The organism is Staphylococcus sp. LKG4-2 (assembly GCF_050955665.1).
In the GTDB taxonomy this organism is placed as follows: domain Bacteria; phylum Bacillota; class Bacilli; order Staphylococcales; family Staphylococcaceae; genus Staphylococcus; species Staphylococcus saprophyticus.
Window position 1 is genome coordinate 500,017 of sequence record NZ_CP194532.1, and the last position, 13,733, is coordinate 513,749.

The window sequence follows — 13,733 nt, forward strand, 5'->3', positions numbered from 1 at the left end:
CCTAAGATATAAAAATTCTTACATTTACGTTTTCATGTTCCATTTGATTGATTTCCAAACCTGGTGCTGTAATACCGAGCTGTGACGCAGGAATTGTCATGATATGGTCTCTTGTTTCTTTCATGATTGGAATCATTTTATGAACAATACGCTGTCCGGCAGTTTGTCCTAATGGAATTGCACGAACGGCATTTTGAGTGAGACTGGACACATTTTGATATAGATAATAGTCAATGATGGTTTCGATATCGACACCGAGATGGTGACCAAGCATTGTAAAGCAAATTGCAGGATGCAAGGATGCTTTTTTATCTTTCATTTGGGCATGATACCAATTAATCCAATCGCTATCATATAATTCAGACGCAAGTTTAACCATGCGATTTCCCATTTGTTTTGAACCTTGTCTCGTTTCTTTTGGTAAGTTTTGAACAAAAAGAATACGATCTAATTTCAATATTGCTTTTGTATCATTTTCATTTAGGGCATCATACACTAAACGCATTGTTAAACCATCTGCATATGTTAATTGCTCATTTAAAAATAACACGAGCCATTGTTGGAAACTTTCTTCGTCATGGACAGTATCACGCTGGATATATGTCTCAAGTCCAAATGAATGACTGAATGCGCCTGTTGGGAATTGCGAATCGCAAAATTGAAACAGGCGTAGGTGTGCATGATCAATCATGTGAATGTCCTATGTGTCTGAATGCTTTGTTAACTTTGCGGTCTTCATGTTCATAAGGAATACCTAGGTCTTTTAATAAAGATTCCACTAAGTAGTCATATTGAACGAGCATTTCAGTTTCTGTGAATTGTGCTGGTAAATGTCTGTTACCAAGTTGATGAGCGATATCTCCCATTTCTTGTAATGTACGTGGTTTGATTACCAGTAAATCTTCAGAATTTACATCAACAACAATCATATTTTTATCATCTTTATATAATATATCGCCGTATTGTAAATCAATAGGCTGTTTTAAACGGATACCTATTTCATTACCATGATCTGTTGTAACGCGTTGAATTCTTTTTACTAAATCTGAATTTTCTAGGTATACCTTTTCCATATGTTTACCTTTTTCACTATCTGAAAGATTAGCGATATTACCTACAATTTCTTCGATAATCACGATTTACCTCCTAGAATAAGAAATAGCGTTGTGTTAATGGTAATTCTGTAGCAGGTTCGCTTGTAATTTTCTCTCCATCAACAAAAACTTCATATGTTTGTGGGTCAACGTCTAAATCTGGTGTTGCATTATTGTTTTTCATATCTTTTTTACTTAATTTACGGATATTGTGCACAGGTCTTAATTTGCGTTTTAAGCCTAAAAGTTTACCAATATCGTTTTCATAAGCAGTTGTAGAAACAAAAGTCATCGATGTACTTTGTAGATTTCCACCTAATTGACCATACATTTTGCGATATTTTAAAGGTTCTGAAGTAGGGATAGAGCCATTCGCATCTCCGTTGATTGCAGCGTTGATTAACCCGCCTTTAACGATGACATCAGGTTTAACGCCGAAGAATGCTGGTTCCCAAAGAATGATGTCGGCTAATTTACCTTCATCAATTGAACCTACATAGTCAGAAATACCATGTGTAATGGCTGGGTTAATTGTATATTTTGCTATATAGCGTTTAATACGATTATTGTCATTGTATTCACTGTCGCCATCTAATAATCCACGTTGTTCTTTCATACGGTGAGCAACTTGCCAAGTACGGGTAATTACTTCTCCGACACGTCCCATTGCTTGTGAATCAGAACTTACCATACTAAATACGCCCATATCTTGAAGTACATCTTCAGCTGCAATGGTTTCTTTACGAATACGTGAATCCGCAAACGCAATATCTTCAGGGATAGATGCATTTAAATGGTGGGTAATCATAACCATATCTAAATGTTCATCGATTGTATTTACAGTATAAGGTAACGTCGGATTTGTTGAAGAAGGTAAAATGTTAGCATACGCAGCAGACTTAATTAAATCGGGCGCATGACCACCACCAGCACCTTCCGTATGATACATATGCAATACGCGATCTTTTACTGCAGCCATTGTTTCTTCCATGAAACCAGCTTCATTTAACGTATCTGCGTGCAACGCGATTTGTACGTCATAGTCATCTGCGACTTGTAAAGCATGATCAAGTGCTGAAGGCGTTGCACCCCAGTCTTCATGCACTTTTAAGCCGATTGCACCAGCGTGAATTTGTTCGACTAAAGCTGTGTGGTTTACAGCTTGCCCTTTACCAGTAAAGCCAATATTCAACGGTAATGACTCTGCTGCGAGTAACATACGATGTAAGTGCCATGGTCCAGGTGTGACAGTTGTCGCCTTCGTACCCTCAGACGCGCCTGTACCGCCACCGATATGTGTTGTGATACCACTTTCTAATGCAACTTGCGATTGTTCAGGGTTAATGAAATGGACATGTGTATCTATGCCACCCGCAGTTACAATTTTACCTTCAGCAGAAATAATGTCTGTTGTAGCACCAATAATAATATCTACGTTATCCATAATATCTGGATTGCCTGCTTTACCAATTTTCATGATATAGCCATTTTTAACGCCGATGTCGGCTTTGACAATCTTATCGTAATCAATAATCATCGCATTTGTGATGACTAAATCAGCAACTTGCTTGTCATCACGTGTGACATTTGGATTTTGTGCCATACCATCACGGATAGACTTACCACCGCCGAATGCAGCTTCATCTCCATATGTAGCGTAATCACGTTCTACGCGAGCAAATAAGTTTGTATCGCCTAATCTTACAGAATCACCAACAGTTGGTCCATAGAGACTTGTATATTGGGATTGCGTCATTTTAAAGCTCATACTTTTTACCCTCTTCCTTTGTTAGCATTTTCACTCGTTTTGTCTTGTTCAGCAATGACTTCTGTTGCAGTACTATCATCTTCTGGTTTATAAACACGTGACTCATCGATGGAACCATTTACGTCACCATGAAAACCGTAGATTTTACGTTTACCACTGTATTCTACGAGTTGTACTTCTTTTTCATCACCAGGTTCAAAACGAACAGCCGCGCCTGCTGGTATATCTAGACGTTTGCCATAGGCTTTTTCATGATCGAATTGTAACGCTGGGTTAGCTTCGAAAAAGTGATAGTGTGAACCAACTTGGATAGGGCGATCGCCTGTATTTTTAACATTAAGGATTGTTGCATTATGCCCTTGATTCACTTCGATTTCTGTACGTTTGACTATAATTTCACCAGGTTTCATAATTTTAATCCTCCTCTAAACGATTGGGTGATGGACAGTAATGAGTTTCGTACCATCTGGGAACGTTGCTTCGATTTCCATTTCAGTTAACATATCTGCAACGCCTTCCATCACGTCATCTTCATTTAATATTTGTTTACCATAGCTCATGAGTTCGGCAACTGTTTTTCCGTCTCTAGCGCCTTCGAGTAACTCGAAACTGATAATAGCTACAGCTTCCGGATAATTTAATTTCAAACCTCGTTGTTGACGTCTGCGAGCTAAATCTGCTGCGATGACCAACATCAGTTTATCTTGTTCACGTTGTGTAAAATGCACAATCTCACTACCTTTCGACAAATTGAATTGTGTACATAAAAATTTATATGTGCACCTTAATAATAAGACGATTAATTTGGAACTACAAGAATAAACCATTACATTCCACAAAATTAAAAAACATTTAAATAAAATCATGATATATATTGCTTTAATTTTTTGTATTTCTCATATATTATTGTTTAAGTCAGAATATATAGAAATCAGGTGACAATGTGGATGCGATTCGAATTGTATTGAAGAATATCTCACAAGTACTACTGCTAAATAATGCATGGACGGGATTATTTATTTTGCTAGGGTTATTTATAGGTAGCTGGAAGGTGGGTGTGATGGCACTCATAGCGAGCGTCATTGCATTGTTACTAGCAAAAAGGACTAATTATTCAGAAGAAGAAATCAATACAGGATTATCAGGTTTTAATCCAGTATTAACAGCAATTGCATTGACATTATTTTTAGTGCCAAAATGGTACAGTTTAATTATTATTTTAGTTGCAATCATCATTACGATGCCAATCGGTTCTGCATTTAGAGAATTCTTTAAACCTTTTGGTGTACCTATGTTAACGATGCCTTATGTGTTCGTAAGTTGGCTCATTTTACTCATGTCATTTCAATTTAAATTCGTAAATGCTGATGTAAATATTCTTCCCAATGCGATACAGGAAATTCAATTTTCGGGTCATCATATTCAATTTATCAATGCTTTTTTATCCGGATTTAGTGAAATATTTTTATTGAAAAGTGTGTTAGCGGGCACGTTAATATTAATCGGCATTTTTATAGCATCTAGAAAAGCGGGTGTTTATGCGATAGTAGCCAATTTAATAGGATTTTTAGCAGTGATTGTATTAGGTGCAAATCATGATCAAATTAATGAAGGTTTATTCGGCTATAATGTGATACTCACTGTGTTAGCGCTAGGCATAGCGTTTCGAACTAGAATACAACGACCAATTAGTATCGTTTTAGGTATATTGCTGACTGTGGTAATCCATGCAGGTATGACGACATTATTAACACCCTATGGACTCCCTGTCTTTACACTGCCGTTTATTATCGCAACGTGGATAATGCTATTTGCGGGTAATCAAATGAAAGCGCAAGAAATATAATCATAGGTTATTAATAATGAATGTTATGCAAGATAAAGTCATAAGTATATTTTCTAAGTGATTAATAATTTATTAGGAAGAAGGAATATGAATGAAAAAAATGGTCGCACTATTAGCAACAACAGCGATTGTGTTGGCAGGTTGCAGTGGATCAGGTAATGAATCAAAAGGTAAAACATTGAATGTCGAATTGCCACTAAAGACAACTTCTATAGCACCTTACGAAACAGATGTACCTGTTAAGATAGGCTCAGCAGAATCACTATTTAAAGCAGGTGCGAATGGTAAAGTACAAAAACTTTTAGTAGATACGTATAACCAGAAATCACCAACGCAATTAGATTTGAAATTAAAAGATGACATTAAATTTCAAAATGGTAAAAAAGTAACGGGCCAAGCTGTAAAGGCGAGTCTTGAGGAAAGTATAAAAAAAAGTGATCTCGTTAAAGGCTCATTACCAATTAAAGAAATTAAAGTAGATGGCCAAAATGTAAGTATCACTACCAAAGAGGCTTATCCTGAATTAGTATCTGAATTGGCTAGTCCATTTTCGGCTATTTACGATACAAAAGCGGATAGTGATGTAACGAAAGCGCCTGTTGGTACGGGACCATACCAAATTAAAGATTACAAACAATCTCAAAATATTAAACTAGATCAATTTAAGGATTATTGGCAAGGTAAACCAAAATTAGACCATGTAAATGTTACATATCAAGAAGATGGTAATGTGCGTTCAAGTAATCTAAGTTCAGGCAAAGCCGATGTCATCACAGATGTGCCAGTCGAAAAAGAAAAAACATTAAATCAAGGTGATAAAACGACAACATCTTCAGTTTCTGGATTTAGAACGTCCTTGATTATGTATAACCACACAAGTAAAAAAATGACGAAACCGGTGCGTGAAGCCCTTGACAAAGTTGTGGATAGAGAAAGCATTGCTAAAAATGTCTCCAAGAATCATGCGACACCTGCCACTGGGCCATTTAATACAAAATTAGATTTTATTGATAAACAACAGGTACAAAAGCAAGATATTGATGAAGCTAAAAAAATAATGGCAGCGCAAGGCTACACGAAAGCACATCCTTTAAAACTAACGGTATCAACATATAACGGACGTCCAGAGCTTCCAAAAATGGCTCAAGTACTTCAATCAGATGCTAAAAAAGCAAATATTGATATTACGATTCGTAACTTAGATGATATTGAGGGTTATCTTAAAGACAAGAGCCAATGGGATGCATCAATGTATAGCTTTGGAACGATTCCTAGAGGTGATACGGGTTATTTCTTTAATCAAGCGTATAAGCCTGAGGGTGCAATCAATGCAGGTGGATATGACAATGCGAAAGTAACCAAACTGATTGATCAATTCAATAAAACAGTTGATAAAACTGAACGTAATCGACTAACTAATGAAATTATCGATATTACAGATAAAGATAAAGCCAATAGTTATCTTACTTATATGGATAATATTGTCGGTATGAATAAAAAAGTTAAAAACTTAAAAGCAACGCCTGAAGGCATTTATCTCATTGATTATAAGGTTGATAAAGCGAAATGATATTAAAAAATATACTTTCTAGAATTGGACAAATGATCATTGTATTGTTTGTCCTTTCTACTATTACTTTTATTTTAATGAAACTTACGCCAGGAGATCCTATAGATAAAATATTACATTTGGATGTAGCAAATGTTTCAAGTGATCAAATAGAAGCGACTAAAGCAAAACTTGGGCTAGACCAACCCGTAATCATTCAGTATGTGCAATGGCTCGGGCAAATTATCCAATTAAATTTTGGGACCAGTTATCAAACAGGTGAACCCGTTATCAAAGAATTAATTTACTATACACCGCCAACATTATTTATCGCAGTGATGACAATAGTTGTCGTGTTTGTCGTAGCCATACCATTAGGCATGATTGCAGCAAAGTACTATCATACATGGTTAGACAGTTTAATAAGAAGTGTGACATCTTTTACAGTAAGTATACCGTCCTTCTTCTTGGGTACGATATTGATTTATGTGTTTGCGCAAAAGTGGAATCTACTCCCGTCCTCTGGTCTTGATACAATGGCAGGCTATATATTACCAGTCATTGCATTAAGCGTTGGTATGAGTGCATATTACGTAAGGTTAATGCGTTCAAATTTAGTCGAACTCTACCAATCAAAAGAAGTGGAAGCAGCAAGATTAAGAGGGATGTCTGAACGTTATATATTATGGCAAGATTTATTTAAACCAGCAATTATTCCAATCATTACGGTGTTAGGTATGTCTGTGGGCAGTCTAATCGGTGGTACTGTTGTGATAGAAAATTTATTTGGTATACCAGGGATTGGTCATTTTCTTGTAGATAGTATTCGAGCACGTGATTACCCTGTTGTTCAAGGTGCTGTTATCATGATTGGTTTCTTTGTTGTATTAGCAAATACAATGAGTGATTTACTGTTATTATGGATTGATCCCAAGCGACGATATAACAAGCCAACGGATATTGAACGCATGAAACGTCAGGATGGTGAGTCATTATGAAGCAGATTAACCGACGAAATATGATATTTTATGCATTTGCGATTTATTTTGTTGTACTTATCATTGCACAGTTTTTTGTATCGTCTTATAGTGCATACGAAGTCAATTTAGGCAGTAGTTTGGAAACGCCAAATTTAACACATTGGTTAGGTACGGATGATTACGGACGTGATTTATTTTCAAGAGTGATTATCGGTGCTAGATATACATTGATTATAAGTTTAATTACGCTGTTTATTACAGTTATCATTGGTGTGCCATTAGGCCTGCTTGCTGGCTATAAGAAAGGTATCGTGGATACGTTCATTATGCGCTTGATTGATATTGGATTAAGCATTCCTGAGTTTGTGTTAATGATTGCATTAGCTAGTTTTTTCAAACCGAGTATTTGGAACCTTGTCATTGCGATTACAATTATCAAGTGGATGACCTATACAAGATTAACGCGATCAGTAGTTAGTAGTGAAATCAATAAACCATATATACAGATGGCAAGGTTATTTCATGTACCGACACATGTCATTATTTTTAAACATTTTATGCCGCAAGTGATGCCATCTATTATTGTATTAATGACGGTAGATTTTGGGAAAATAATATTATATATTTCTTCACTTTCATTTTTAGGATTAGGTGCACAACCACCATCTCCTGAATGGGGCGCGATGCTCAATGTAGGCAGAGATTATATTAGTTCCTACCCATTACTGATTATTGTGCCAGCCTGTTTAATTACTGTTACGATTTTATTATTTAACTTAGCAGGCGACGCGCTGAGAGATAGGTTATTGAAAGGACAACGTGATGTGAATGACTAATATACTAGAAATAACAAATTTATCTATAGCAGATCGTTTTGGTAATAAGCTGATTCAACACGTGGATTTAGGTCTTAAAAAAAGTAAAGTGAATGTCTTAATTGGTGAGAGTGGTTCTGGCAAAAGTTTAACAGCTAGAGCAATGGTCCAACAGATACCGAACACACTAGATATGCAATACGATTGCATGACTTATGAACATAGTGAGATGTCTGATATGCACAATCTTTTAGGTAAAGAAATTGGTTTTATTTCTCAAAACTATACACACAGCTTTAACGATCATACGAAACTTGGGAAACAATTGATTTCTATATATAGACAACATTACAAGACAGATAAAAAAGGTGCGCAAAAAATTGTGGAACAAGCACTATCATGGGTCGAATTAAATCCTTCTCAAATGATGTCAAAGTACCGTTTCAGCCTTTCTGGAGGGCAATTAGCTCGAGTTCAAATTGCTAGCGTATTAATGCTCAATCCTAAGGTCATTATTGCCGATGAACCAATAGCTTCATTAGATGCTGTTACAGGCGTGAGTATTATGAATTTGATTAAACATTTGGCTGAAGTACACAAAGTGACTTTGCTGTTAATAACACATAATCTATCGCATGTATTAGATTTTAGTGACTGGATTCATGTCATTAAAAATGGTGAAATGGTAGAGTCCAATCATATTGATGCTTTTAAAAATAATGATGTTAAACCGTATAGTTTAAAATTATTTAATTCCCGTAGTCGATTAAAGAAAGGGGATTACCATGCTTAATTTAACAGACGTTAGCTTTAGCTATAAACATGAAGCTATTTTAAAAAAGATTCAATTATCCATACAAGCCGACGAGATTGTCGGAATCGTTGGTGAAAGTGGTTCTGGTAAGACGACACTAGCAAAAATAATGCTCGGATTACTTCAACCAACACATGGTGAAGTTATCACGCATAAGGAACGCGTTTTACCAATATTTCAACATGCTGTAGATAGCTTTAATCCTAAATTTAAAATTAGAAAATCTATGGAAGAGCCAATAAAGTATCAACGTAGAGGGGAATCACAAAAGGCGGCGCAACGCTTGTCTGATTTAATGGCCTATATGCAATTAGATACAAAATTGATGGATCGATTGCCTGAAGAGTTAAGTGGTGGCCAATTGCAGCGTTTTAATACGATACGTACATTAATGTTAGAACCTGACATACTTATTTGTGACGAAATTACAGCAAGCTTAGATGTCATTGCAGAACAACGTATGATTGATATATTAAGGCATTATTATAAAACAACACATAAAGGCATGATATTAATATCACATGATCTTGCGTTTCTAAATCAAATTGTTAATCGATTCATTGTAATGAAAAATGGTGAAATTGTAGATGATTTTGAAACTAAAGGTTTATTTAATGTTACGCGTCATGAATATACTAAAACACTACTTTCTATTTATTAGAAAGTAGTATTTTTTTAAATTTCGATAATAAAATATATTTAAATTTCAAAAATAATGCGTGATATATGATTGAGATTAATATATATGATTGAGATTAATATATAATAATGTATAATTGAGAATAAGATGAGAAAAGGGGAAAGATAAATGAAAAAATTAATATTTCCGTTGCTAGCACTGATGTTAATACTAGCGGCGTGTGGCAATAATTCAAGTGATGACGCTTCGAAAAAGGATAAAAAAGAAAAGACGTATACACAAGATTCAGGTAAAAAAGTAAAGATACCTAAAGATCCTAAACGTATCGTAGTGTTAGGTGCAACATATGCAGGTGGATTGAAAGAACTTGATGCAAATATCGTGGGTGTCGCAAACATTGTAGATGATAGTAAAGTGTTAAAAGACAAATTTAAAGATGTTGATAAAGTAGATGCTGAAAATGTTGAAAGTGTAGCGAAACTTAAACCAGATTTGATTATTACATACAACACTGACAAGAATTTGAAAAAATTAAATAAAGTTGCACCAACTATTGCTTTTGATTATATGAAACATGATTATAAAGAACAGCATAAAGAGTTAGGTAAAATTGTAGGTAAAGAAGATAAAGCAGAAGATTGGATTAAAGACTGGGAAGAAAAAACAAAAGATGATGGTAATGAAATTAAAGATGCCATCGGTGAAGATACAACTGTATCTATCATTAAAGATTTCGACAAAAAAATCTATGCATTAGGTAAAACATATGGTCATGGTAGTGAAATTCTATATGATTCATTTGGTTTGAAAATGCCTGAAAAAGTAGAAAAAGCGACTAAGAAAAATGATTTAGCTGATATATCTGAAGAACAAATTCCTGAAATGTCAGGAGATTATGTTGTTACACCAGTTGCCAAAGGTGCAGATTTATCATTCGAAAATAAAGATATTTGGAAAAATACAGAAGCGGTTAAAAATGGTAAAACATTTAAAGTGGATGAAGGTATCTACTGGTTAAATGATCCATATTCATTAGACTATGAACGTAAAGACTTAAAAGAAAAATTATTAAACCATTAGTCATTTAAAACAAATTAGTTAGTGAAGTAAACTTAAAACTGTCGCCAAAGTTGTTAAACTTTGCGGCAGTTTTTCTATTTGATTGAGTATGTCAATGTGTATCAATGATCATTATTTTGGTAACAGCGCCAAGATGATAAAGAAAGATGCATATGTCATAGTTTTTGAGCTAAACATTATAAGGTGACATCCTATATTAAGACAAAAAATGTATTTAGAGAATTAATTAAATAAATGTTATCATTTACATAAATAAAATCACATTGTATTAAAACGATGCTTATATCTTTGGGAGGATACGATGAAAAAACAACAGAAAATTGATAATTGGGTACAGCTCACGAAATATGTAAACTATATCGATACGATGATTGAGAAAAAATTGAAGCAAGAATACAATTTGAGTGTAAAAGAATTTTATGTGTTGTATGAGATTTACAAAGCTAAAGGGAAAAAATATAAAATTAATGATTTGATTAAAATTGTAGATTTAAGCCAAAGTGCAATGTCACGTTTAATCGTAAGAATAGAAAAGCCAACGAAAGCATTAGTAGTGAGACAAGAATGTCTTGAAGATCACCGGGCGATGTATATTTATTTAACTGAGGAAGGACAGGACATTACTGAAAAAGCTTTGAACACGTATGAAAGTCTAATCTCAAAAGTGAGCTTTTCTAATATTCGTAAGCTTTCTCAAATAGATAGTATAGATTAATGGTGTATGTAAGCTATAACGATAGCTGTGTTGATAAATAAACAGCAGTATAAATATTTGGTTGAATGATAAAACGAGTGTTTTATAAATAAAAGGGCTAAAACATGTACGCATGTTTTAGCCCTTTTTATTCGTATTATTAAGATTGACGTTTTTTAGAATGCTTCACACCATATAGAAGGTAAATGAGCAACCCAATAATAAACCAGATGAGTGTGTATAATTTTGCTTCAGCACCTAAGCCCCAGAATACAACAACGACACTGACAAACGTGATGATTGGCATAACAGGGTAGAATGGCATTTTAAAAGCTGGCATCGGAATATCTTTTCCTTCTCTTGGGCGTAACCCAAAAATACCAATGGAAACAAACATAAATGCGACCAAGGTTCCTGCAGAAATTAACTGCGCAAGGAAGGCGAATGGGAACATAGAGCCAATGATAACTGCAATCACGGTTAAAATAATTAATGAACGATTAGGTAAATTTTTCTTGTTTAGTTTTCCTAACCAAGAAGGTAATAAACCATCACGACCAAAGGAATATAGTAGACGTGAGCCAGCTAACATCATTCCAATAAGGGCTGTGAACATACCAATAACAGAAATTGCTTGCACAATAGCTGCCACAACACCAAAACCACTTTGTCTTAAGGCCCAACCAACAGGTTCAGCATTATCAGCATAAGCTGAATAAGTAAACATACCTACAAGGACAAGTGATACTGCGACAAATAGAATGACAGCTATTGCTAATGACCCTAAGATACCGCGAGGCATTGTTTTTTGTGGATTAATTGCTTCAGCCGAATTTGCTGCAATTGAATCAAAACCAATATATGCTAAGAATATCATTGATACACCTGCATAAATACCTTGCCAACCACCAAAGGAACCTGTTTCAGTTACTTTATGTTCAGGTATAAATGGTACATAATTGCTTAAATCAATAGCGGTTAAACCTACTACGATAAATAGTAAAACAGCTAAAACTTTAATTACAACGAGTATATTTTCAATACGTGCTGCTGCCGAAACACCATATGACAAGAGACAAGCAGTAAGTAAAATGACCACAGCGGCAACGATATCAATGATGCCTCCATCTGTCCCTAATGTATTGGATAATGATTTGGGTAATTCAATCCCTAATGGTGAGACGAGACCACGTAAATTTGCCGAAAAACCAGAGGCAACAAAGGCGACGGCTATAAAGTATTCAGCTAACAATGCCCAACCGGCAACCCAACCGAATACCTCCCCAAATACGACATTAATCCAAGAATATGCTGAACCAGCAAACGGCATTGCCGATGACATTTCAGCATAAGCAAAAGATACGAGACCCGCTACAACTGCAGCTAATAAGAACGAAAGTGCAACTGCTGGCCCAGTATGCTGTGCTGCGACTACACCTGGTAATGTAAAAATAGAAGTTGAAACAATGGTACCAACACCTAAAGCAAGGAAATCTTTTACACGTAATGTTCTATTTAAATGTGCATCCTTCACTTGATAGACGGAAGGATCTTCTCTTTTTAAAATCTTATTAAAAAAACCTTTCATAATGAACCTCTCCCAATGAATAATATATCGTAAAACTTAATAACTAATTTATGATAATGTATATCATAGCACATATATATCTAAATATTCAGAAAATTTTATAAAAATATGTGTAAATATACACAAAAATACCACTTTTATGTGAACTTTTGTTAAGCAGTGTTTAATACCAGTAGATGATTACCTAGAAATTTTTAGAAAGGTGATAATAAAGCTAATTAACACATACTTTTAGCAGCGCATTAATATTTTCAAAAAGTATTTTTATTTAGCCTCATTATAATAGAATGCTCTGATGAAAAATAATTTATACATCCCGAAAGTTAGGCACATGGTCTTAACTTAAAGGATGTATTTTTATTTATATTAAAAACAGTGATTTATAGTTTTATTCAAGTGCAAATGGTAAGCTAATATTAAATTTGAGATTGAATGAAATAGGGGGTATTTATTATGAATATACAATCATCATGGCTTAATTTACCAGTAAAAGATTTAAAAGCGAGTGCGACTTTCTTTGAAAATATTGGGTTTACGATTAAAAAGAATGAAGCTGTTTTAGACAAAATGAGAGGTATTGAAACAGCAGATTATAAAATCATTATGTTAATTGAGCAAGGTCAATTTGAAAAAGTGGCGCAACAATCTGATATAGTTAGACATGAAGCATTGGTTTCAGTTTCTGTAAAAGAGGCAGCAGAGGTAGATGACTTATTAAATCTTGTTGAAACAGCAGGTGGAAAAGTACTTCAACGTGGTACAAAACATGAAGGCTTTTATGGTGGTCTATTTAGCGATATTGATGGACACTTATTTAATATTATCGCAATGTAATTTAAACTATAACGTAAACATTTATATACAG

At 34.6% G+C, this 13,733-nt stretch carries 15 protein-coding genes; 9 read left to right on the forward strand and 6 right to left on the reverse strand.

The window, feature by feature from the left end; genetic code table 11:
- Position 1: 1 nt before the first annotated feature.
- From ACM6UH_RS02295 to ACM6UH_RS02315, 5 genes are read right to left on the reverse strand one after another with little or no spacing between them, the layout of a single operon-like run.
- A complete protein-coding gene (locus ACM6UH_RS02295; protein WP_011302248.1) occupies positions 2-691 on the reverse strand; it encodes an urease accessory protein UreF in 690 nt (229 codons plus the stop codon).
- Positions 684-1,136, reverse strand: a complete 453-nt coding sequence (ureE, locus tag ACM6UH_RS02300; protein WP_002482217.1) for an urease accessory protein UreE — start codon at positions 1,134-1,136, stop codon at positions 684-686. Before ureE ends, ACM6UH_RS02295 begins: the two co-directional genes overlap by 8 nt.
- Before the next feature lie 10 nt (positions 1,137-1,146).
- A complete protein-coding gene (ureC, locus tag ACM6UH_RS02305) occupies positions 1,147-2,862 on the reverse strand; it encodes an urease subunit alpha (RefSeq protein ID WP_002482218.1) in 1,716 nt (571 codons plus the stop codon).
- Between the two features lie 5 nt (positions 2,863-2,867).
- A complete protein-coding gene (locus ACM6UH_RS02310) occupies positions 2,868-3,272 on the reverse strand; it encodes an urease subunit beta (RefSeq protein ID WP_047504693.1) in 405 nt (134 codons plus the stop codon).
- A 15-nt stretch (positions 3,273-3,287) separates the two neighbouring features.
- Positions 3,288-3,590 carry an urease subunit gamma gene (locus ACM6UH_RS02315; RefSeq protein ID WP_011302251.1) on the reverse strand — a complete coding sequence of 101 codons (303 nt, stop codon included), beginning with the start codon at positions 3,588-3,590 and terminating at the stop codon, positions 3,288-3,290.
- A 215-nt stretch (positions 3,591-3,805) separates the two neighbouring features.
- Between ACM6UH_RS02315 and yut the strand changes: the two genes are divergently transcribed.
- The 8 genes from yut (at position 3,806) to ACM6UH_RS02355 (ending at position 11,301) form a co-directional block, all read left to right on the forward strand.
- Positions 3,806-4,708, forward strand: a complete 903-nt coding sequence (yut, locus tag ACM6UH_RS02320) for an urea transporter (RefSeq protein ID WP_011302252.1) — start codon at positions 3,806-3,808, stop codon at positions 4,706-4,708.
- 91 nt (positions 4,709-4,799) lie between these two features.
- The gene (gene nikA, locus ACM6UH_RS02325; protein ID WP_047504688.1) at positions 4,800-6,278 is read left to right on the forward strand and encodes a nickel ABC transporter substrate-binding protein; all 1,479 of its coding nucleotides are present in this window, start codon (positions 4,800-4,802) and stop codon (positions 6,276-6,278) included.
- On the forward strand, positions 6,278-7,255 hold the full coding sequence (nikB, locus tag ACM6UH_RS02330) for a nickel ABC transporter permease (protein WP_370490318.1): 978 nt from the start codon (positions 6,278-6,280) through the stop codon (positions 7,253-7,255). Before nikA ends, nikB begins: the two co-directional genes overlap by 1 nt.
- Positions 7,252-8,073, forward strand: coding sequence for a nickel transporter permease (gene nikC / locus ACM6UH_RS02335; protein ID WP_048787081.1), 822 nt, complete (start codon positions 7,252-7,254; stop codon positions 8,071-8,073). Before nikB ends, nikC begins: the two co-directional genes overlap by 4 nt.
- Complete coding sequence (locus ACM6UH_RS02340; protein ID WP_011302256.1) at positions 8,066-8,845, forward strand: ATP-binding cassette domain-containing protein; 780 nt, start codon at positions 8,066-8,068, stop codon at positions 8,843-8,845. The genes nikC and ACM6UH_RS02340 overlap by 8 nt, the downstream gene beginning before the upstream one ends.
- Positions 8,838-9,527, forward strand: a complete 690-nt coding sequence (locus tag ACM6UH_RS02345) for an ABC transporter ATP-binding protein (protein WP_048787080.1) — start codon at positions 8,838-8,840, stop codon at positions 9,525-9,527. The genes ACM6UH_RS02340 and ACM6UH_RS02345 overlap by 8 nt, the downstream gene beginning before the upstream one ends.
- 147 nt (positions 9,528-9,674) lie before the next feature.
- Complete coding sequence (locus ACM6UH_RS02350) at positions 9,675-10,586, forward strand: ABC transporter substrate-binding protein (protein WP_011302258.1); 912 nt, start codon at positions 9,675-9,677, stop codon at positions 10,584-10,586.
- A 301-nt stretch (positions 10,587-10,887) separates the two neighbouring features.
- Positions 10,888-11,301, forward strand: a complete 414-nt coding sequence (locus tag ACM6UH_RS02355) for a MarR family winged helix-turn-helix transcriptional regulator (RefSeq protein ID WP_011302259.1) — start codon at positions 10,888-10,890, stop codon at positions 11,299-11,301.
- 139 nt (positions 11,302-11,440) lie between these two features.
- On the opposite strand, the gene ACM6UH_RS02360 is transcribed toward ACM6UH_RS02355, so the two are convergent.
- Complete coding sequence (locus ACM6UH_RS02360) at positions 11,441-12,868, reverse strand: APC family permease (protein WP_002482230.1); 1,428 nt, start codon at positions 12,866-12,868, stop codon at positions 11,441-11,443.
- 453 nt (positions 12,869-13,321) lie between these two features.
- Between ACM6UH_RS02360 and ACM6UH_RS02365 the strand changes: the two genes are divergently transcribed.
- Positions 13,322-13,702, forward strand: coding sequence for a VOC family protein (locus tag ACM6UH_RS02365; RefSeq protein ID WP_047504675.1), 381 nt, complete (start codon positions 13,322-13,324; stop codon positions 13,700-13,702).
- Positions 13,703-13,733 lie beyond the last annotated feature (31 nt).

Excerpts from the sequence above, each read along its gene's own strand:
- ACM6UH_RS02340 (WP_011302256.1), top strand. The coding sequence starts at position 8,066 with ATGACTAATATACTAGAAATAACAAATTTATCTATAGCAGATCGTTTT.
- ACM6UH_RS02295 (WP_011302248.1), bottom strand. The coding sequence starts at position 691 with ATGATTGATCATGCACACCTACGCCTGTTTCAATTTTGCGATTCGCAA.
- ureC (WP_002482218.1), bottom strand. The coding sequence starts at position 2,862 with ATGAGCTTTAAAATGACGCAATCCCAATATACAAGTCTCTATGGACCA.
- ACM6UH_RS02365 (WP_047504675.1), top strand. The coding sequence starts at position 13,322 with ATGAATATACAATCATCATGGCTTAATTTACCAGTAAAAGATTTAAAA.
- nikC (WP_048787081.1), top strand. The coding sequence starts at position 7,252 with ATGAAGCAGATTAACCGACGAAATATGATATTTTATGCATTTGCGATT.
- ACM6UH_RS02345 (WP_048787080.1), top strand. The coding sequence starts at position 8,838 with ATGCTTAATTTAACAGACGTTAGCTTTAGCTATAAACATGAAGCTATT.
- nikA (WP_047504688.1), top strand. The coding sequence starts at position 4,800 with ATGAAAAAAATGGTCGCACTATTAGCAACAACAGCGATTGTGTTGGCA.
- ACM6UH_RS02360 (WP_002482230.1), bottom strand. The coding sequence starts at position 12,868 with ATGAAAGGTTTTTTTAATAAGATTTTAAAAAGAGAAGATCCTTCCGTC.
- ACM6UH_RS02350 (WP_011302258.1), top strand. The coding sequence starts at position 9,675 with ATGAAAAAATTAATATTTCCGTTGCTAGCACTGATGTTAATACTAGCG.
- ACM6UH_RS02355 (WP_011302259.1), top strand. The coding sequence starts at position 10,888 with ATGAAAAAACAACAGAAAATTGATAATTGGGTACAGCTCACGAAATAT.
- ACM6UH_RS02310 (WP_047504693.1), bottom strand. The coding sequence starts at position 3,272 with ATGAAACCTGGTGAAATTATAGTCAAACGTACAGAAATCGAAGTGAAT.